The organism is Haladaptatus sp. W1, from assembly GCF_001723155.1.
GTDB classification, from domain to species: Archaea; Halobacteriota; Halobacteria; order Halobacteriales; family Haladaptataceae; genus Haladaptatus; species Haladaptatus paucihalophilus.
Genome location: NZ_MEIH01000323.1, coordinates 1 through 18,842 on the forward strand (window position 1 = coordinate 1; position 18,842 = coordinate 18,842).

Sequence of the window (18,842 nt, forward strand, 5' to 3'; positions counted from 1 at the left end):
GAAACCCGCTCGGGCGGCAGTTCGGAGGGTGACGGCTCACGACGCCACCGATACACGACGACGAGCACGGCGAGGAACGAGAGCGCGTTGAGCAGGAATACCGTGGCCGCTCCGGTCGCTGCGAGGATGAGGCCGCCGACCGCTGGCCCGACCGCTCTGGCGATGTTGAAGCCGACGGCACCGAGCGAAATCGCGGCCGGGAGTTCGTCCCGCGACACCAACTCGGGTTGAATCGCCTGCCACGTCGGGTTCATGAACGCCGTCCCAAACCCGAGCGAGAACGTGAGGAGCAACAGTATCCACGGCGTCGTTTGCCCAGTCGCGGTCAGCACGCCGAGGAGTCCGGCGGTGACGAGCATCCATACCTGTATCGAAAGCAGGAGCCAGCGTCTGTCCACGATGTCGCCGATGGCACCCGCTGGAAGGGAGACGACAACGACGGGGAGCGTCGTCGCCGTCTGCACCAGCGCGACGAACAGGGCCGAGGTGGTGAGCGAGGTCATAAGCCACGCCGCTCCGACATTCTGCATCCACGTCCCGACGTTCGACACGAGCGCCGCCGTCCACATCGCTCGGAAGACTGGTTCCCGAAGCGGTTGCCAGACCGAGACGGCGTCGTCAGTCTCAGCCACGGAACGTCCCTCCTCGATTCGGTGCCCTCTTCGAATCCGAACTATCGTCGCTCATCGTCCCCCCGACCGCGAGTCCGTTTCGTTCCCGTCCCGGTCCTCGCTGTCGAAGCGTGAAGACGTTCGGAGCGGCTAAAGTTCTGTCCCGTCGAAACGGGCGTGGGGCCTACCGTCGACGCCCGCGTCTCCCTCTCGTGAGGATGAAAAACACGACGACGAGCAGTATCCAAAGCGCGACCATCTTCACGCCCTCCCGTCCGGTTTCGGACGGTTGCGTCGGCACGTCGGTTTCTTCGATCGAGAGGAGTGCCATGGCAACGTGGGACGACGAGCGCGAGAATAAAACTGGTGGGCTCGTTCGTCCGTGCGGACCCGTTTCGCCACCAATCGTTATGACGAACCGTCACGTGTACGGTGTATGGGTGGGAGCGAGGACGACGTGATAGAGATATCGCTTGGGGAGGAGGACCTCTACGACGTGACGACGTGGGAGGAACGCACGCGAACCGACCGGGCGGCGGTGGCCATCTACCGCGGCCTCACGGACAACTGGCGGCGGGTGTTCGTCGCGCTCGCGGTGTTGCTGTTCGTCGCGCAACTCGCCGCGACCGGGTTCATCCTCTTCCTGCAACCGGCGCTTGGCGTGTTGACGTTCCTGTCGGTCATCCCGGCGTTCGTGCTCGCCGCGCTCATCTGGTACGGCGACGACGTGCAGCGCGAACCCCTCGCGCCGCTGGCGGTGACATTCCTTCTGGGCGTGCTGTTCGCCGGGTTCGCCGCCCTGCTAAACACGACCTTACAACCCGTTTTCCAACTGATCCCGGTCGTCGGAACGGTCGCCTTCTTCTACGTCGTCGTCGGGCCGGTCGAGGAGACCTCGAAATGGCTCGCCTCCCGACTGTACGCCTATCGGACGCCGTACCTCGGTGCGGCCATCGACGGCGCGGTGTTCGGCGCGTTCGCCGGACTCGGCTTCGCCACCATCGAGAACTTCACGTACATCACGAACGCGCTGTTCACGGCGGGACGCCTCCCGATGTCGAGGCTCGCCAGCATCGCCGTCGGCACCGCCGCACAGCGGTCGTTCGTCGGACCGGGGCACGTCATCTACGCCTCGTTCGCGGGTTACTATCTCGGATTGGCGAAGATGAACCCAGAAAACCGCGGTCCCATCATGGTGAAGGGCCTCCTCATCGCCGTTCTCATCCACGCGACTTACGACGCGCTGGTGACGTATCTGCCGCTCTCCGGGTTGGCGTTCATCGCCTTCGTCGTCGTGTACGACGGGTTCTTCCTCGCGCTACTCTACCGGAAGATAGCGGCCTATCGGCACAAGTATCGGGAGGCGACGGAGCACCCGGAGCGAACCCCGTCGTAATCGGTGAGTGACCGAATGGAATTGGACCCCACGGACGATGGTCGAAACGGTCCCGTCGAAACCGTTCTTCCCATCGCGGACTGGCTCCCCCGATACGACCGGTCGTGGCTCCCTGCCGACGTTCTCGCGGGCATCACCGTCGCCGCCGCGGTCCTGCCCGAGGGGATGGCCTACGCGTCGCTGGCCGGACTCCCGCCCGAAACCGGTCTGTACGCGGGATTGCTTGCCCTCGTCGTCTACGTGTTCGTCGGCACCTCCCGGCAGGTCATCTACGGCCCCACCTCCGCACTCGCCGTGCTGGTCGCGACGGGCGTCGGATCCGTGGCCGTGGGCGGGTCGCCGACCGAATACGCGACGCTCATTGGGGCGACGACGGTGCTCGTCGGAGTCATCTCGGTTATCGCGTGGCTGTTCCGGCTCGGATTCGTCGTGAACTTCATCTCCGAGTCCGTTCTGACCGGTTTTTCGGCGGGCGCGGCGCTGTACATCACCGCCACGCAACTCGACAAACTGGTCGGAATTTCGGGTGCCAGCGGCACCTTCTTCGAACGCGTCGGCTTCGTCGTGACCCACCTCGGCGCGACCAACCTCCCGACGCTCGGTATCGGATTGGGTGCGCTTGTTCTGCTCGCCCTCGGCGAACGCTACGCGAAGCGCGTTCCGACCGCCCTCATCGTCGTGCTTCTCGCCACCGGACTGGTCGCCGTGACCGACCTCCAGCGGCGCGGGGTCACGGTCGTCGGGCGGATTCCGAGCGGACTGCCCCCGATTTCGCTGCCGACGCCGCCGACCGGAATGCTTCCGGACCTCGTTCCGGTCGCGTTCGCGCTCTTCTTGCTCTCCTACGTCGAGGGAATGGGTGCCGTCGAGACGTTCGCCCGGCGACACGACCAGCGAGTCGATGCCGACCAGGAACTGCTCGCCGACGGCCTCACGAACATCGCGGCGGGTCTCGGTCACGGCTTCGTGGTCGGCGGCAGCATGTCCAGAAGCGCCCTCAACGACGAAATCGGGGGCGAAACGCAACTCGTGAGCGGCGTCTCCGCCGTCGTCCTCGCGCTCGTCCTCGTCTTTTTCACCGACCTGTTCACGACGCTCCCCGAAACGGTGTTGGCGGCGGTGGTCATCGTCGCTGTCGCGGGCCTCGTCGACGTGCCCGAACTCCGCCGCATCTACCGACTCGACACGCTGGAGCTCGTGACGGCGGCGTCCGCCTTTCTCGGCGTTCTCATCTTCGGGATGCTCGCGGGCGTGTTCATCGGCGTGTTCGTCTCGCTCCTCGTCGTCGTGGGACGTGCGACGTACCCCAACACGGCCACGTTAGGTCGGGTTCCGGGGTCCGACGAGTTCGGCGACCTATCGCGCCACCCCGAAAACGAGCGCGTCCCCGGCGTGCTCGTCTACCGCGTCGACGCCGAGCTGTTCTTCGCCAACGCGCCGACCATCCGCGCCGAGGTCATCGACGCCGTGAACGACCGCGAGACGCCCGTCTCCCTCGTCGTCTTCGACATGCGTTCCTCGCCGACCATCGACCTGACCGCCGCGGACATGCTCGCCTCGCTGGCAGAGGACCTCGACGAACGCGGCATCGACTTTCGACTGGCCGAGGCGGACGGCGCGGTCCGGGACGTTCTCACCGCCGCCGACGCGGCGGGGCCGTTCGACGACATGCCCCTCAACGAACGCGTCGTGACCGTCATCGAGGAGTGGAAGGAGGAACGATGAGATGAAACTCAGAACCGATGACCCCCCCGACGCCGCTGAACTCGGCTGGTGGCTGTTCGCGACCGCTCTAATCCTCGTCCTCGTCACCTCGCTCGACAGCTATCTGGGCTGGCTGGTGTTCGGCGTCTTCCTCTACTACGTCGCCCGTCCCATCGCCAGACGGTTGGTGGGCTTCGGGCTCCCGCCCGGCATCGCGGCGTCGGTCACGCTGGCGGTCATCGTCCTCCCGTTCATCGCGCTTCTGGGTACCGTCGCGGTCATCGCGTTCGGGCAACTCTCGACGGTTCGCGTCGCCGACGTCGAGCGCCTCGTTCGGGTGCTCTTCCCCGGCTTCGATTTCCGAGCGATTCCGACGACGCCCGGGCGATTGTACGATTCGGTCACGAGGCTGCTTCGAAACCCCTCCATCCGCTCGTTTCTCTTCCAGTTTCGCGGTCTCGTCGGGGCGTTCGCGACCCAATCGTACAATCTGTTTCTCACGCTCATCTTCGTCTTTTTCCTCGTCCGCGACGAGGGGAAAATCGCGGATTGGTTCCGGCGGACCGTCGCGGACGAAGAAACGCGGACGGGCGAGTACCTCCACGCGGTGGACCACGGGCTGAACTCCGTCTTCTTCGGCTACACGCTGACCATCTTCGTCATCATCATCCTCTCCGCCGTCATCTACACCCTGCTGAACCTCGTCGCGCCGCCGGGCATGGCGATTCCACAGACGATGCTTGTGGCCATCGCGACGGGACTCGCCACCATCGTCCCGCTCGTCGGTCGGTCCATCGTCTACTTCGTGGTGGTGTTCTACCTCGCCATCGTCGCGCTTCGGACCGACCCCGTTTTGCTGTGGTTTCCGGTCCTGTTCCTCGCTATCATGGAGATAGCGTTCGATAACGCCGTCCGAACCTACATTCGTCCGATCCTCTCCGGTCGGCTGTTTCCCACCGGCCTCATCATGTTCGCCTACCTGCTCGGTCCGCCGGTGTTCGGCTGGTACGGCATCTTCCTCGGGCCGTTCATGATGGTCGTCACGGTGCAGTTCCTCTGGGTCGTGTTCCCCGGACTGCTCGGCCGGAACCCGGTCGAAACCGACGACGCCCCCTCCGACGCCGAACCGACTCCGACGGACGGCCGCTCGGAATGACGGTCGGAAGAGGAATGCGTCTCGGATGACGACGAGACGTCTACTCGCCCAGTTCGTTCTCCCCGACGACGAGCGCGTTTGAGAGCAGGTTCGCGTACGCGCGCCGGAGCCGTTCGGACAGCGCTTGGTGCGAGATGCCGAGGTCCGCGGCCAGTTCCGTCCCCGAGATGTCGCGCGGGATGTCGTAATAACCCCTCTCCAACGCTGTGATGAGCGTCTCGTACTGCTCCTCGGTGAGTCCGTACTTCCCGCGCTGGGGCGACTGGTCGAGTTGGTATATCTGTTCGATTGTGAGCGGAATGCCGTGCTCCTCGCAGTATTCGTACGTCGCCCCGAGCGCGTCGCGGGAGGGGAACAGGATTCGGAGCTGCCACTCGTCGTCCGTTCCCGTCGCGTCGATGATCGTTCCGCTTTCGTCAACGAGAACGTGGATGACAAACTGGGTCTTCCCTATCCAGGTCATGCGGAACAGCCACTCGTCGTCCAAATCGACGAGCAGTTCCACGTCGTCCGTGGTCGGGTCGTCTTCGAGCGCGGCTTGGAGGGCGTCGAACTGCTCCGGGTCGGCCGTCGCCCAGATGTACGGCATCACCCGCTCCGATTCGGGCGCGACGACGCGCTCGACTTCGAAGGAAACTCCCGGGACCCTTTCGAGCGTCGCCTCCAGTGCGAACTCCGAAGCGGGCACCCGCACGACGGCGATAGTACTCATGGGGTGAGGCTAGGGGCTTCCAATGGATTACTCTGCTGGCGGCCTATGCAAGCAGTTCGATTGCTTGCGTATGCGGCCGGTACGCTCTTTATCTCCCGCTCTCGTGTGCTGAACGATGGATTCCACGGACGATCTGTCGGTCGTAGGGAAGCTCCGCGAGACGACGCTCACGGGCGTCACCGTCGTCGTTCCCCTCCTCATCACGTTGTACGTCGTCGTCGTCTTGCTCAAATTCGTCAGAAATATGCTGTTGCCGCTCCTCTCGTTCGTTCCCGTCGATTCGGTGCTCGTCCTCGGCGGCATCGCTACCGGGAGCGTTCTCCTACTGGTTCTGCTGGTCGGGTTCGTCGCCCACTCCCCGTTCGGCGAGCGCGCCATCGACAACTTCGACTACGCCATCAGTCAAATTCCCGGGTTCGGAACCATCTATCGGAGCTTCCGTCGGATGGGCGACGCGATGATAGAGAGCGACGAGGATCACTTCCGCGACGTGAAGCTACTCGAATTCCCGACCGACGACACCTACACGTTCGCGTTCGTGACGGCGGAGACGCCCGAGGAGGTCACGAACGCGGTCGGCGAGATGGACATGACGACCGTCTTCCTCCCGATGGCCCCGAACCCGGTTATGGGCGGTTTCGTGGTCAACGTTCCGTCGGACGACCTCGTGGACATCGACGTTCCGCTCGAAGTGGCGTTCCGCGCCATCGTCACCAGCGGCGTCGGTCTCGACGAGATGGACTCCGACACCGGCGGTCTCAGCGAGGACCAACTCCGAAGGCTGACCGGCCAAGACGTGCTTCGATATCAGAACTGAGTCGCTCTCCCGCGCCCATCCTTTCTGTCCTCGTCCCTGATTCCTGCTCCGTTTCGGTCCCGCCTCGCCCCACTCAGTGCGCCAGCGACGCGAGTCCTCCGGCGAGCGCCCGCGTCGCCGTCGCACAGTCCTCCCACGCCGTCCACTCGCCGGGATTGTGCGATATTCCGTCGCGGGACGGCGCGAACAGCATCGCGGCGTCGGTCACCCCCGCGACGTACATCGTGTCGTGGGCCGCGCCCGAGTGCAGGTCGAGCGTCTCGATACCCGTGTTTTCGCCCGCCTCGGCTACTGCTCGCCGACAGCGCTCGCTCATCTCGGTCGGCTGGAGGTCGAACCCCCGCGAAAAGGTCGTCTCGACGCCTCGTTCGGCTTCGAGCCGCGACAGCGACTCCTCCGCCCGCGAGACGAGTTCGTTCATCGCGTCGTAGCTCACGTCGCGGATATCGACGCTCATCTCGACCGTGCCGGGGACGACGTTCGTCGCGTTCGGCCGCACGTCGAGTTTGCCGACGGTACCGACCGTCGTCTCGCCGATTTCGGTGGCTCCCCGTTCCACGTCCCGAACGAACTCGCTCGCCGCGGCCAGCGCGTCGGTCCGCTCGTCCATCGGCGTGGCTCCCGCGTGGTTCGCTTCGCCGCGAACCGTCACGTCGCAGTGCGTGATTCCCGTAATCGTCGTGACGAGGCCGACCGGAACGTCGGCCCGTTCGAGGCGTCTGCTCTGCTCGACGTGCAGTTCCAGCCACGAATCCCACTCGCTCGCGTCGAGTCGTCCCTCGCCTCGGAATCCCATGGATTCGAGCGCGTCCGCCAAGGTCGTTCGGCCGTCCGTCAGCGCGAGCGCGTCCGCCACCGACCGCTTCCCAACCGCGACGGAGGACCCGAGCAGGCCGCTTGCGAACCGCTGGCCCTCCTCCTCAGTGAACGAGACGACTTCGACCGGTCGGGTCGGCTCGACTCCGGCGTCCTGCATCGCCCGAACCGCTTCCAGCGCGGAGTAGACCCCGAGCGGCCCGTCGAAGATGCCGCCCTCCGGGACCGAATCGAGGTGGCTCCCGGCGGCGACCGCGGCCGCGTCGGGGTCCGCGCTCTCGGGCGTCCACCGTCCCGCGATGTTGCCGACCGCATCCACGCGAACGTCCAATCCGGCGTCTTCCAGTCGCTCCACGAAGTACTCGCGTGCCCGTCTGTTCGCTTCCGTCCCCGTGAGGACGGTTCGACCGTGCTCTTCGTCTTCCAGCGCGCCGAACTCACCGGTCGTCTCGATATCGGTCCGCAATCGCTCCCCGTCTATCTCCATGGGTTCGCTGTCGGCGACGGGAGGGAAGAAGGTGGGGGTGGTCGGTACGGCCTGCCGCAATCCCCGAATCTACGCGCGCCATTCTACGACGCGTCCGCCATCCGCCGTGTGAAATCCCAGCTGTGGAGGCGGTCCGGTTCGATTCGGATGGTCACCTCAGTCCGGTCGTCGGACAACAGTCGCCGGGCGAGTCGGGAGTCGGTCCCGCCGAGATACCGACGCAGCAACTCCCGGAGGAGGTCCTTTTCGGGGTCCGGTTCCACGCTCGCGGTGCCGTTGCCGCGCACCCCGCTGTACGGCGGGTCGTTCGTCGATATTTCGAACGCGACGGTCGAATCGTTCCGGAGCAGGCCGACGATATCGGCGCTCGCGCCGGTGGCACAGCACAGGTTGTCGTCCTCGAAGACGTACCACAGCGACACCATCCAGAGGCGTCCCGATGGCGTGTTGCAGGCGAGTCGAAGCGGAACGGTCGTCCGGTCGAAGAACGCGACGATTTCGTCCTTCGACCAGACGCCGGAGAGTTCGGTCATGGAAAATACACCGAGGAGATAGTCGCCCCCGATGACCGAATACGCTCTGTCCGCTTTCGCCTCGACCGACCGCTTGCTCCGGCCGTCCGCTTTTGCCCCGATTGACCCCGTTCCGAATCGGGACCCGTGAGTGTAACCCCGGACCGGCGTTATTTTTCCGTTCTCCGCCGTTCGTGGTATGGAGTAGGGTTTAGACTGTCGGGATGCTAACGCTTCCTATGGCAGCAAGCCACTCGGCGACGGGTTCCGACGAGGGGCCGAGAGACGCGGTGACACTGACCGACGTTCGCAAAACGTACTTCCTCGGCGAACCGGTTCACGCGCTCGACGGGGTGAACCTGTCGATTCCACGGGGGTCGTACACGGCGGTGATGGGTCCGAGTGGGTCGGGAAAGAGCACCCTGCTCAACCTCATCGGCTGTCTCGACACGCCGACCGAAGGGACGATTCACATCAACGGACGTGACGTCACCGACCTGTCCAATACGGAGCGAACGACCGTTCGCGGACAGGAGATCGGCTTCGTCTTCCAGACCTTCAACCTGATGCCGCGCCTGACCGCCCGCGAGAACGTCGCGCTCCCGCTCGTCTTTCAGGGGATTTCGCGTGCCGACCGACGGGAGCGCGCCGACGATCTCCTCTATCGCGTCGGCCTCCGCGGTCGGGAGGAGCACCGACCGAACGAACTCTCGGGCGGCCAACGCCAGCGCGTGGCCATCGCCCGCGCGCTGGCGAACGACCCCGCTATCATCCTCGCCGACGAACCGACCGGAAATCTCGACAGCGAGACCGGCGACCAGATCATGGGGCTGTTCGAGGAACTCAACGACGAGGGCAACACCGTGCTGATGGTGACCCACGAGCGCCACATCGCGGAACACGCCGAGCGGGTGGTTCACATCTTGGACGGAACCGTCGAGCGCATCGAGAAAATCGACTCACAGCGCCGGGTCGAAGGACGGCGATAGCGGAGGTGAGCCGTGGAGTTCAGCGAAACGCTTCGGATGAGTCTCAGGGCGATTCGGAGCCACCGCGTTCGCTCGTCGCTGTCGACGGTCGGCGTCGTCATCGGCGTCGCCGCCGTCATCACGCTCGTGACCCTCGGCACCAGCCTCCGCGTCGATATCCTCCGGGAGTTCACCGGCGGCCACGCGCCGAACATGTACGTCTGGGCCGGTCCCCCCGGCGGCCAACCCGGGTTTGGTGCGCAACCGGTGTTCACCGCACACGACATCGCCCGACTCCGCGGTATCGACGGCGTGGCGACCGTCGTCCCGCGCGGCGTGCTCCCCGTCATCGCACTCACTCACGGCGAGCAGACGGTGAGCCAGAACGGCATCGTCGCCACCACGCCCGACCAGTTTCGAACCCGGACGTTCGCCCGCGGCGAGTCGTTCGAGCAGGGAAAACGCGAGGTCGTCCTGAACCCGGCGGCGGCCCGCCTGTTCGACGACCGACTCTCGGTCGGCGACCGCATCGGTATTCGAACGGCGGACGGGGGCACCGAAACAGCACGCGTCGCCGGAGTTCTCAAGCGGTCGAGCGGAAACGGCCAGTTCGACAGCGGCGGGTCGCTCCCGCAGGTGTACGTCCCGACGAACCCGTTCTACGGTTCGACAGTCGAGAGTCCGACGCAAGGGACCACCCAGCGCGTCTATCCGCTGGTCACGGTCGTTGCAGAAAACCACGGGACGATTCCGGAGAGCAAGCGGGCGGTGAAAGCCTACCTCCGTTCGAACTCCGACGCGGCACGACTCACGCCTGACGAGTACGCCATCCGGGTGCGAACCGACCGGGACCTCGTGAATCGCGTGAAGGACGTGCTCACGACGCTGACGACGTTCATCACGAGCATCGCGGTCATCTCGCTCGTCGTCGCGGCCATCGGCATCGCCAACATCATGCTGGTGAGCGTGACCGAGCGCACCCGCGAAATCGGTATCATGAAAGCCGTCGGCGCGCAGAACCGCGACGTGCTTCAGGTGTTTTTGATGCAGGCGGTCCTGCTCGGCGTCATCGGATCCGTCTTCGGCGTCGCGCTCGGTGCCCTCGGCGGATACGCCGCCACCCAGTACGTCGGGCTTCCGCTCGTCTTCGCGTACGAGGTGGTCCCCGTCGCCATCGGCGTCGGCCTCCTCGTCGGCGTGGTGACGGGTCTCTACCCGGCGTGGAATGCGGCGCGGGTGGACCCCATCGACGCGCTTCGTTACGAGTGAATTCCGAACGCGTACGGGTGGCCGTCGCCGGAAACGTGGAAATGGTTCCCGTAGTACGTCCCTGTCAGTTCTGACACGACGCTCGGTCCCGAATCTCGTCATCCGTTCGTCAGCGTTCGAGCACCATTCTCACGACGGAGATGCTTCTACCGAAAATTTTTGCGATGAAGACTCGCGGGGGACGTTCCCCGCGAGGTGACCTCATCAAAACCCATTCGTATTTACGGTGACGACGTATGAAAACCTTCCGCCGTAATCATCATCGATGATTAAAAACCGATGGGGATTAAGTAGCCGCAGTGCTCTTCGATAAATGAGGTCACTCGATGACCTCATCAAAACCCAACGACGACAAAGACGGCCGAAGGCGACGACTCGAACTGGTTGATTTGGTCACCCAGATCATCTGGCGCGTCGTGAAAATAATCACGGCGTTGGCCGTTGCGCTTCGGGCGCTCGGGCACTAAGCCCACACCTACCCATTTGTTTGGGTTCGTCAGTTGGGACCTCCGGTCAGTCGACCGGTTTCCACCATGACGAACGATACAGACTCTCCTCGGGACTTCCGCGACTCGCTCGAACAGAACCACGAGTGCTTGCTCGTTCTCGGTGTCGTTCTCACGCTCGTCATCAAACCGCGTCTCGAAGGGCGACCCGAGACGCTGGTGACGATTCTGGCTCTGCTATCCCTCGTTGCGGGTGCGGTTGGTGCTGCCGTGGGTCTTCCTCGCCTACTCGACCGATTCGAGACGTACTGAACGGAAACGACTGTTCAACTCACACCGTCCGTCTTTCGTCCGGGCTATTCTCTGATTTTCAGGACGCACAAAGACGATATTCCTCCCTACCCATCTTCCTCCATGCACATCGCGTTCGTCGCGTACGACGGCATGACCGCACTGGACTTCGTTGGCGTCTACGACCCGCTCACTCGACTCGATACGATGGGGTTCCGCGACGACGTATCGTGGGACGTCTGTGCTCGAACGGAGCGCGTGACCGCGAACGCGGGCCTCGAAATCGTTCCCGACGTGGTGGACGAACCCCTCGCTGGCTACGATATGCTGGTCGTTCCCGGCGGGTTCGTCGCCCGCGAGTTGGCCGAGGACGACGCGTTCGTCTCGTGGCTCTCCACCGCGGATTCCGAACTGGTCGTATCGGTCTGCACCGGGTCGCTGTTGCTCGGGGCGGCGGGGTTCCTCTCGGGAAAGCGCGCGACGACGCACCCCGACGCCTACGACCTGCTCGGAGAATATTGTGATACCGTCGTCGAGAAGCGGGTCGTCCGAGATGGTGATGTCGCGACCGCGGGTGGAGTCACGTCGGGCATCGACCTCGGGTTGGAATTGGTCGAAGAGATGACTGATTCGGGGACTCGGGAAACCATCGAGACACAGATGGACTACCCGTACGGACGATGAGCAAATTCGGTCGCTGACCCCCGGAAACGCTCGTTTTCCACCGATGCTTTCACAGCAGGGTTAAGTCCTCGACCGTCCCCATTCTGACTATGCGAGCCTACCGGGCCAAAGTCGTCGAACCGATTCACCTCCCCGACCGCGACGAGCGCGAAGCCAACATCGAAGAAGCCGGTTACAACGTCTTCAATCTCGACTCCGAGGACGTGTTCATCGACCTGCTGACCGACAGTGGGACGGGCACGATGAGTGACGAACAGTGGGCCGCGATGATGCGCGGCGACGAAGCCTACGCGGGCAGTGACAGTTTCAAACGTCTGCAGGAGAGCGTCGCCGACGTGATGGGCTTCAAGAACATCGTTCCCGCCCATCAGGGTCGGGGTGCGGAGAACGTCCTCTACGGCGTCCTCGTCTCCGAGGGCGACTACGTTCCGAACAACACCCACTTCGACACGACGCGGGCACACGTCGTCAACAACGGCGGACAACCCGTCGATTGCCCCGTCGATGTCGCACCGGACGACCCGTTCCAGGGCAACCTCGACCCCGAGAAGGTCCGCGAACTGGCGGACGAGGTTGGTGCCGAGAACATCCCCGCGCTCGTCGTCACCATCACGAACAACTCGATGGCGGGCCAACCCGTGAGCGTTCAGAACCTCCGCGACGCGCGCGAGGTGGCCGACGAAATCGACGCCACGTTCGTCATCGACGCCTGCCGATTCGCCGAGAACGCCTACTTCGTACAACAGCGCGAGGCGGAGTTCGAAGGGTCGAGCGTCGCCGCCATCGCCCGCAAGGAACTCTCCTACGCCGACGCCATCGTCATGAGCGGGAAGAAGGACGCGCTCTCCAACATCGGCGGCTTCGTCGGCGTGCGCGACGACGAACTGTTCGAACACGCCAAACAGCGCGGTATCCTCTACGAGGGCTTTTCGACCTACGGCGGCCTCTCCGGGCGCGACTTGGAGGCCATGGCGGTCGGCCTCCGCGAGGCGGTCACGCAACCCTACATCGAATCCCGCGTCGAACAAGTTGCGGAACTGGGCGACCTCCTCCTCGACGCCGACGTCCCGATTTACGCGCCGACCGGCGGCCACGCGGTGTACGTGAAGGCCGAGGAGTTCCTGCCGAACATCCCCCGCGAGCAGTTCCCGGGCCAAGTGCTAGTCGGCGAACTCTACCGCGAGGGCGGCGTCCGCGCCGTCGAACTCGGTGAGTTCGCGTTCCCCGGCGAGGACCGCCCGCAACTCGTTCGGCTCTGTCTGCCCCGCCGCACGTACTTCCGCGAGCATCTGGAGCACATCGCGGAAACCTTCGAGAAGGTCGGTGAACGCCGCGACGAACTGTCCGGCCTCGAAATCGTCTGGGAACCGCCGATGGAGGAGCTTCGCCACTTCAGCGCGAAACTCGAACCCGTCGAGTAGCGGCGAGACGACGCTTTTTGCCGCTTTCGAACCTTTCGACCGTTCGTCGTGTCAACGAAACAGCTACCGAGAACTATTGAGTGCTATATGCCCCTCCGGGCTACGCTCTAGCAAGGTATTTTAGCTCCGTGGCGAACTCTCAACTAGCGAACCAGCAACCCCCTCGACAGAATGAGCACGAACGACACACCGATAACGGTCCTGTTCACCGTCGATTCGCTCCGAGCGGACGCACTGCCCGACGACGGCACGATTGCCGACCTCGCAACGCACGGAACGTCCTTCGAGAACGCCTTCGCGCACGGCAACTGGACGCCGTTTTCCTTCCCGTCGATTCTCGGCGGGGGACACGTCTTCACCGACTCGCGGGACATCGGTCTGCCAGACCGTCCGACGCTCGCCGAAACGCTCCGCGACGCCGGAATCACCACGGCGGGATTCAACGGCGCGAACGGATTCTTGACCCACCACTGGGGGTACGACCGCGGATTCGAGACGTTCGAGACGTTCACGTCGAGCACGAACGACGCGTTCTACAGCAAGTATCTCACCGCCCATCCGACCGTTCAAGCGTGGCTACAGGTCGCGGCGTCGCCGTTCCGCCGCCTCCTCGGCCGCGACGGCGGCGCGCGGAACGTCTCCCGAATGAAGGATGTGGAGGAACACGCCATCGACTTCATCGAGCGGGCGGAGCCACCCTTCTTCCTGTGGGTGCACTACATGGACGTTCACACGCCCTACGTCCCCGCGCCCAAGTTCGTCCGCGACGAGACGGGTGCCAACGTCGGGACGCTGAAGATGCTCAGGGCGCACGCCCAGGCGGGTCTCGGCAAGGAAGTCGGGAGCGACACGCTCGACAACCTCCGGTCGCTCTACCGCGCCGCGATTCGGCAGGTGGACGAGAGCGTCGGCCGCGTCATCTCCGCGCTGTCCGAGAAGGGATTCCGGGACGACGCCTGTCTCCTCTTCGCGGGCGACCACGGCGAGGAGTTCATGGAACACGGTCACCTCGCGCATTACCCGAAACTCTACGAGGAGTTGACGCACGTCCCATTCGTCGTCTCGCATCCCGACGGGGACGCGGAAACCGTCGAACGGGCCGTCGGCCTCGACGCGATACCGCCGACGATTTGTGACGCGATGGGCGTCGAACACGAGTTCGACGGCGAGAGCCTGCTCGACGGGACTCCCGACCCGTCGCCCGTCACGTCCGTCGCGGTGCGCGGGCCGAGCGTCACCTACCAACCGATTCCGCGACGATTGGACGACGGGGAACTCCTCGTCAGCGCCAGAACGCGCGAGTGGTCGTACATCTATCACACCGAATCGGAAGCGCGTGAACTATACGACCGAACCGCCGACCCGGCGGAAACCGAAAACCTGCTCGACAGCGCTGACGACGACATCGACGTTCCCGACTACCTCCACGAAGCGGTGGAGAAGCGAATCGACGCGATGGCGTCTTCGGGCGTCGAAACCGACGAGAACGAGGGTGAAGCGCCGCCGTCCGCCGTCACGGACCGGTTGAAAGCGCTGGGTTATCAATAACTACTTTCGACCCCCTCGGATACCGCCTCGGAGTACCGTTTTAGGCGATGCCGTCGAACGGACGTGCGGGGGACAGACAGTGCAATCCATTTCGAGTGACGAACGTACGTATTCGAACAGGGACGGAAACTGATGGCGCAGGTGCTCGTGCTCTACGGTTCGACCGAGGGGCAGGCCGCGACGGTGGCCGAACGGGTCGCCGAGGTGCTCGAAACGGCGGGCCACGACCCGGCCGTCGTCCATATCAGACATCGACCGGAAGCGTTCGACATGATGGACTACGACGCCGTTGTCGTCGGCGCGTCGGTACACATGGGTAAACACCAGAAGTACGTGACGAGGTACGTCAAAAAACACGCCGACGAGTTGAATCGGCTTCAGTCCGCATTCTTCTCGGTGAGCCTCTCCGCCGCCGGGGGGTCCGAGGAGGGGTGGGAGCAGGCCCGCGAGTACGTTGCCGAATTTCTCGCCGAAACCGGGTGGAACCCGGACGAGACGGCCGTCGTTCCCGGCGCGCTCAAATACAGCCAGTACGGGACGCTCAAGCGGTTCGTGATGAAACAGATAGCAAAGCGGACCAGCGGTGATGCGGACACTTCTCGGGATTACGAGTACACCGACTGGAACGAAGTCGAGGGGTTCACGGCCGACTTTGCCGGGTCGCTCGAGTGAGTTACTCCGCGGAGTGAGAGCGAGTTACTCCTCGCCGAGCGATTCCAACACTCGGTCGAAGCGCGCTTGCACCTCGTCCGCGATGTCGTCCATCTCGGCGTTATCCACGACCGAGAGCATCGCCTCGGGGTCCACCATGCTGACGACGACGCCCTCGTCGGTTTCGTAGACGGCGACGTTGCAGGGGAGCAGGACGCCGAGGTCCTCCTCCGCGTCGAGTCCCTGTTTTGCGAGCGGCGGGTTACAGGCCCCGAGAATCCGGTAGTTCGGGTAGTCCTCGATGTCGAGCTTTTTGGCGAACGCCTCGCTCACGTCGATGTCGGAGAGGACGCCGAATCCTTCGTCGCCGAGCGCCTCGGTCGTTCGCTCCACGACCGCATCGAATTCGCCTTCCACGTGCCGTTTGTCGTAGTAGGTCATCGGCCGACGGTTCGCCGCGAAGGATGTTAATGGTTGAGGTTTCGGCCAGTCTGTATTGTGGCTGGCAAACAATACAAGTGCCTACGGCACCTACTTACTGGTACGACCGTCATCGCCGAATCGCGTCGCGGTACTTCGGCGATGTCCGTCGAACGGTGTTTGAACCATGACCGACCGAACGACGCCGGAACGCACGACGCTGGAACGGCACGATTCCGCCGAGGAGTGCGACGTGGACGACGGGTCGAGCTGTCGCACCTCCCCGGTTGAGGAGTACGTCTGGCTCGTGAAACGGGTCGGACGAAAGATTCGGGACGTGGTTGGGTCCGCGTCCCGAACGAACGACTGAGCCGACGGACACGGAACGGCTGATTTTTGGACCGTCATACGCTACGGGCAACGGAATCGGGAATCCACAGGTTTATCACGACTCTCTTTCATAGTATTGTGTATGTCGAGCAATACAGACATCACCCCGACGGAAGTAGCCGCGCGGTTGCGGGACGGTGATGAAGACCTCTACGTCCTCGACGTTCGCAACGAGGACGAGTACGAGGAGTGGAACATCGACGGAAGCCACAACGTTCCCGTTTACGACCAGCTGTCCGGCGGCAACACCCTCGGACTCGAACATTCGCTCGACGACGTTCCGGAGGACGCCGAAGTCGCCACCGTCTGCGTGGCTGGCGTCGTCTCCCAGCGGGCCGCACAGGTGCTTCGCAACAACGGCTACGACGCGAAGTCGATGCGAGGCGGCATGCGCGGCTGGGCGATGGTGTATCAGGCCTACGACGTTCCGGACGTCGATGGCGTCACGCAAATCGTCCGACCCGGAACCGGCTGTCTCTCCTACGTCGTCCAAGACGGGGACGAGGCGCTCGTCGTCGACCCCGGTCAGCACATCCAAGTGTACCAGAATCTCGCCGAATCGCGCGACCTCGAAATAGTCGCCGTCGCCGACACGCACGCCCACGCGGACCACATCAGCGGCGGCCGTGACCTCGCGGCGGCGGAGGACGTTCCGTACTACCTGCACGAGAAGGACGCCCGCGAACTCGACCGCTACACCGCCGTCGAGGACGGCGACGAAATCGCCGTCGGGGAGCGCGACGTGGACGTGTTGTTCACGCCGGGTCACACCCGCGGCAGCATCTCCTTCCGCGTCGGCGACGCCGCCCTGACCGGCGACACGCTGTTCGTTCGAAGCGTCGGCCGACCGGACCTCGAAGGCGGCAGCGACGTCGCCCGCGAGGGCGCGACGCTCCTGTTCGACAGTTTGGACCGTCTCGCCGACCTTCCCGACGGGACGGTCGCCCTCCCCGGTCACTTCAGCGACGAGGAGATGCGCCCGCTCGCCGCGACCATAGGCGAACTCGAAGCGAACAACGGTCTCTTCGGCGTGGACACGAAGTCCGAGTTCGTGGACACCATCCTCGAAGATCTCCCCGACACGCCCGCGAACTACAACCGTATCAAGCGCGTGAACACGGGCAAGGAACAGGCCACCGCGGAAGCCGAGACGCTCGAACTCGGCCCCAACAACTGCGCATCGAACTGAACACCGCACCCCACTCACAATGAGCCACGTTCAAGGCATTCGACGAAACTGGCAGCAGTTCGCGCTCCAACTGTTCGTCGTCTTTGCCGTCGGTCTCACCATCGGCTCCGAACGAACCGTCGTACCGGTCCTCGGCCGCGACGTGCTCGGCGTCGAGTCCATCCTCGTCATCGGGTCGTTCGTCGTCAGCTTCGGCGTCGTCAAGGCGCTGTTGAACCTCTACGGCGGGAAGTGGGCCGAGGAGTTCGGTCGGCGGCGCGTGCTCATCGTCGGCTGGCTGGTCGCGCTGCCGATTCCGTTCGTCCTCATCTACGCGCCGAACTGGTGGTGGATTACCGGCGCGAACGTGCTCCTCGGCGTGAACCAAGGGCTCGCCTGGAGCATGAGCGTCAACGCGAAGATCGACCTCGCCGGGAGCGACGCCCGCGGCCTCGCCGTCGGCCTCGACGAGGCGTTCGGGTACGGCGGCGTCGCGGTCGGGTCGTGGGTGACCGGCGTCATCGCTGCCCAGTACGGGCTTCGGCCGGAGCCGTTCTACGTCCTGCTCGGCGTCGTCGTTCTCGCCACGCTCGTCTCCCTGTTCTTCGTCGAGGAGACGCTCCCGTACGCGCGGACCGAGACCGACGGGGAGGACGACGAGGAGTTGTCCTTCTCCGAGGTGGTCGAACGGGCGACCTACGGCGACCGGACGCTGTTCGCGGCGGCACAGGCTGGTCACGTGGAGAAGTTCGTGGACGTGCTCGTCTGGATAGCGTTCCCCCTCTATCTGAGCAAGTCCGGACTGTCCGTCTCCCAAATCGGCCTCGTCGTCGGCGTCTACGGCGGCGTCTGGGGCGTCCTGCAACTCGGAACCGGCCGCCTCGCGGACGAAATCGGCCGCCGCCCGCCGGTCATCGCGGGTATGTTCGTCGCCGGTCTGGGGGTGCTGGCGACCGTCCTCGTCTCCGGGTTCTCGGCGTGGCTCGTTACGGCGGCCGTGACGGGGCTCGGCATGGCGCTGTTGTACCCGAACCTCATCACCGTCGTCGGGGACGCGGCCCACCCGTCGTGGCGGGCGACCGGACTCGGCGTGTATCGGATGTGGCGCGACGCCGGGTACGCGGTCGGCGCGGTCGTCGTCGGTCTGCTCGCCGACGTCGCTACCATCGAAGCCGCGTTCTACGCGACAGCGGGTGTGATGGTCGCGTCGGGCGTCGTCGTTCTCACGATGATGCGGGAAACGCACCCGACGCTGGGTGAGTACGACCGCCCGAACGCCACCGAACGCAATTCGGTTTCGGAGGACTGAACGCCCCCATCGGAGGACCGAACGCCTCCAAATCGAACGTAAGAATCGAACGAAAATGGAAGTCGG

21 protein-coding genes are annotated in these 18,842 nt (G+C 64.4%); 15 read left to right on the forward strand and 6 right to left on the reverse strand.

Annotated features, from left to right (window positions below; genetic code table 11):
* Both BG842_RS17440 and BG842_RS30055 read right to left on the reverse strand, forming a co-directional pair.
* Positions 1-632 (reverse strand): MFS transporter (locus BG842_RS17440; protein WP_139136171.1); only part of this gene is annotated, 632 nt, incomplete at its 3' end.
* A 163-nt stretch (positions 633-795) separates the two neighbouring features.
* Positions 796-942: a hypothetical protein gene (locus BG842_RS30055; RefSeq protein ID WP_175424096.1), complete on the reverse strand. Its 147-nt coding sequence runs from the start codon at positions 940-942 to the stop codon at positions 796-798.
* Between the two features lie 105 nt (positions 943-1,047).
* On the opposite strand from BG842_RS30055, the gene BG842_RS17445 reads away from it, so the two are divergent.
* From BG842_RS17445 to BG842_RS17455, 3 genes are read left to right on the forward strand one after another with little or no spacing between them, the layout of a single operon-like run.
* Complete coding sequence (locus BG842_RS17445) at positions 1,048-2,007, forward strand: PrsW family intramembrane metalloprotease (RefSeq protein ID WP_069451766.1); 960 nt, start codon at positions 1,048-1,050, stop codon at positions 2,005-2,007.
* Between the two features lie 3 nt (positions 2,008-2,010).
* Positions 2,011-3,732, forward strand: a complete 1,722-nt coding sequence (locus tag BG842_RS17450) for a SulP family inorganic anion transporter (protein ID WP_254663275.1) — start codon at positions 2,011-2,013, stop codon at positions 3,730-3,732.
* Between the two features lies 1 nt (position 3,733).
* Positions 3,734-4,867, forward strand: coding sequence for an AI-2E family transporter (locus tag BG842_RS17455; RefSeq protein WP_069451768.1), 1,134 nt, complete (start codon positions 3,734-3,736; stop codon positions 4,865-4,867).
* 40 nt (positions 4,868-4,907) lie between these two features.
* On the opposite strand, the gene BG842_RS17460 is transcribed toward BG842_RS17455, so the two are convergent.
* Complete coding sequence (locus BG842_RS17460) at positions 4,908-5,579, reverse strand: helix-turn-helix domain-containing protein (protein WP_069451769.1); 672 nt, start codon at positions 5,577-5,579, stop codon at positions 4,908-4,910.
* Between the two features lie 115 nt (positions 5,580-5,694).
* Between BG842_RS17460 and BG842_RS17465 the strand changes: the two genes are divergently transcribed.
* The gene (locus tag BG842_RS17465) at positions 5,695-6,396 is read left to right on the forward strand and encodes a DUF502 domain-containing protein (RefSeq protein WP_069451770.1); all 702 of its coding nucleotides are present in this window, start codon (positions 5,695-5,697) and stop codon (positions 6,394-6,396) included.
* A 73-nt stretch (positions 6,397-6,469) separates the two neighbouring features.
* On the opposite strand, the gene BG842_RS17470 is transcribed toward BG842_RS17465, so the two are convergent.
* Together BG842_RS17470 and BG842_RS17475 are read right to left on the reverse strand one after the other, a co-directional pair.
* Entirely contained in the window at positions 6,470-7,699 is a 1,230-nt protein-coding gene (locus BG842_RS17470; protein ID WP_069451771.1) for a Zn-dependent hydrolase, read from the reverse strand.
* Positions 7,700-7,782: 83 nt separating this feature from the next.
* On the reverse strand, positions 7,783-8,232 hold the full coding sequence (locus tag BG842_RS17475) for a pyridoxamine 5'-phosphate oxidase family protein (protein WP_069451772.1): 450 nt from the start codon (positions 8,230-8,232) through the stop codon (positions 7,783-7,785).
* A gap of 218 nt (positions 8,233-8,450) precedes the next feature.
* On the opposite strand from BG842_RS17475, the gene BG842_RS17480 reads away from it, so the two are divergent.
* The 8 genes from BG842_RS17480 (at position 8,451) to hemG (ending at position 15,510) form a co-directional block, all read left to right on the forward strand.
* A complete protein-coding gene (locus BG842_RS17480) occupies positions 8,451-9,200 on the forward strand; it encodes an ABC transporter ATP-binding protein (RefSeq protein ID WP_069451773.1) in 750 nt (249 codons plus the stop codon).
* A gap of 12 nt (positions 9,201-9,212) precedes the next feature.
* On the forward strand, positions 9,213-10,448 hold the full coding sequence (locus tag BG842_RS17485) for an ABC transporter permease (RefSeq protein ID WP_069451774.1): 1,236 nt from the start codon (positions 9,213-9,215) through the stop codon (positions 10,446-10,448).
* A 326-nt stretch (positions 10,449-10,774) separates the two neighbouring features.
* Positions 10,775-10,915 carry a hypothetical protein gene (locus BG842_RS30060; protein WP_007980560.1) on the forward strand — a complete coding sequence of 47 codons (141 nt, stop codon included), beginning with the start codon at positions 10,775-10,777 and terminating at the stop codon, positions 10,913-10,915.
* Positions 10,916-10,981: 66 nt separating this feature from the next.
* Positions 10,982-11,206, forward strand: coding sequence for a hypothetical protein (locus BG842_RS17490; RefSeq protein ID WP_007980562.1), 225 nt, complete (start codon positions 10,982-10,984; stop codon positions 11,204-11,206).
* A 102-nt stretch (positions 11,207-11,308) separates the two neighbouring features.
* Positions 11,309-11,869 carry a DJ-1/PfpI family protein gene (locus BG842_RS17495; RefSeq protein WP_069451775.1) on the forward strand — a complete coding sequence of 187 codons (561 nt, stop codon included), beginning with the start codon at positions 11,309-11,311 and terminating at the stop codon, positions 11,867-11,869.
* Positions 11,870-11,958: 89 nt separating this feature from the next.
* A complete protein-coding gene (locus BG842_RS17500) occupies positions 11,959-13,290 on the forward strand; it encodes a tryptophanase (protein WP_069451776.1) in 1,332 nt (443 codons plus the stop codon).
* 171 nt (positions 13,291-13,461) lie between these two features.
* Positions 13,462-14,838 carry a sulfatase-like hydrolase/transferase gene (locus tag BG842_RS17505; protein ID WP_069451777.1) on the forward strand — a complete coding sequence of 459 codons (1,377 nt, stop codon included), beginning with the start codon at positions 13,462-13,464 and terminating at the stop codon, positions 14,836-14,838.
* 132 nt (positions 14,839-14,970) lie between these two features.
* Positions 14,971-15,510, forward strand: coding sequence for a menaquinone-dependent protoporphyrinogen IX dehydrogenase (gene hemG, locus BG842_RS17510; RefSeq protein WP_069451778.1), 540 nt, complete (start codon positions 14,971-14,973; stop codon positions 15,508-15,510).
* A gap of 24 nt (positions 15,511-15,534) precedes the next feature.
* Here the strand turns inward: hemG and BG842_RS17515 are convergent, their stop codons facing one another.
* Complete coding sequence (locus BG842_RS17515) at positions 15,535-15,930, reverse strand: DUF302 domain-containing protein (RefSeq protein ID WP_069451779.1); 396 nt, start codon at positions 15,928-15,930, stop codon at positions 15,535-15,537.
* Between the two features lie 166 nt (positions 15,931-16,096).
* On the opposite strand from BG842_RS17515, the gene BG842_RS17520 reads away from it, so the two are divergent.
* The 3 genes from BG842_RS17520 (at position 16,097) to BG842_RS17530 (ending at position 18,776) form a co-directional block, all read left to right on the forward strand.
* A complete protein-coding gene (locus tag BG842_RS17520) occupies positions 16,097-16,279 on the forward strand; it encodes a hypothetical protein (RefSeq protein WP_069451780.1) in 183 nt (60 codons plus the stop codon).
* Between the two features lie 102 nt (positions 16,280-16,381).
* Positions 16,382-17,488 (forward strand): MBL fold metallo-hydrolase, encoded by a 1,107-nt coding sequence (locus tag BG842_RS17525; RefSeq protein ID WP_069451781.1) that lies wholly within the window; start codon positions 16,382-16,384, stop codon positions 17,486-17,488.
* A gap of 19 nt (positions 17,489-17,507) precedes the next feature.
* Positions 17,508-18,776: an MFS transporter gene (locus BG842_RS17530; protein ID WP_069451782.1), complete on the forward strand. Its 1,269-nt coding sequence runs from the start codon at positions 17,508-17,510 to the stop codon at positions 18,774-18,776.
* The last annotated feature ends 66 nt before the right edge of the window (positions 18,777-18,842 follow it).